Below are 972 nucleotides of genomic sequence, written 5' to 3'. Positions count from 1 at the left end.
CTATTTTGGATGATGCCATAATCGAGCCGCAAGAGGCCTATACCGTTACCTTGAACAGCACTACCAATCCGTTGGTACCCATCAATAATGCGACAGCAAACGGTATTATCAATGATGATGACAGTACCGGTACGGAAGGTTTGTCCATTGTACAGACCGATGTTATCGTGACCGAAGGTGTGGGTGTAACCGCTACTTTTGATGTGACCCTTACCGGGGCCTATGCTGCTGGTTTCGATGTGGATTTCTCTACCGCTTTTGGTTCGGCCACCGCAACTGACTTTACGCCTATCACCAATGGAACTATTTCTTTCGTTGGTAATGACGGCGAAGTGCAGCAAATCGTGGTTTCCATCTTGGATGATGCCATAATCGAGCCGCAAGAAGCGTATACCGTTACCTTGAACAGCACTACCAATCCGTTGGTACCCATCAATAATGCGACAGCAAATGGTATCATCAATGATGATGATAGCACCGGTACGGAAGGGCTTTCCATTGTACAGACCGATGTTATCGTTACGGAAGGTGTGGGCGTTACCGCTACTTTTGATGTTACCCTTACCGGGGCGTATGCTTCTGGTTTCGATGTGGATTTCTCTACCGCTTTTGGTTCGGCAACCGCAACTGACTTTACGCCGATAACCAATGGAACTATTTCTTTCGTTGGTAATGATGGCGAAGTACAACAAATCGTAGTTTCCATCTTGGATGATGCCATCATCGAGCCGCAAGAAGCCTATACCGTTACCTTGAACAGCACTACCAATCCGTTGGCGCCTATAAACAATGCCACCGCAAATGGTATCATCAATGATGATGACAGTACCGGTACGGAAGGTCTTTCCATTGTACAGACCGATGTTATCGTTACCGAAGGCGTGGGCGTTACCGCTACTTTTGATGTGACCCTTACCGGGGCGTATGCTTCTGGTTTCGACGTGGATTTCTCTACCGCTTTTGGTTCGGCAA

1 protein-coding gene is annotated in these 972 nt (G+C 47.6%); it reads left to right on the top strand.

Annotated elements, in window-relative coordinates:
- On the top strand, positions 1-972 hold a 972-nt coding region (locus ACXAGS_RS15705; protein ID WP_474908089.1), incomplete at both ends, for a Calx-beta domain-containing protein.

This window comes from Croceivirga sp. ABH4_376 (assembly GCF_056160685.1).
Note: the sequence above shows the minus strand (reverse complement) of the source record. Positions and strands in the feature narration are given on the sequence as shown.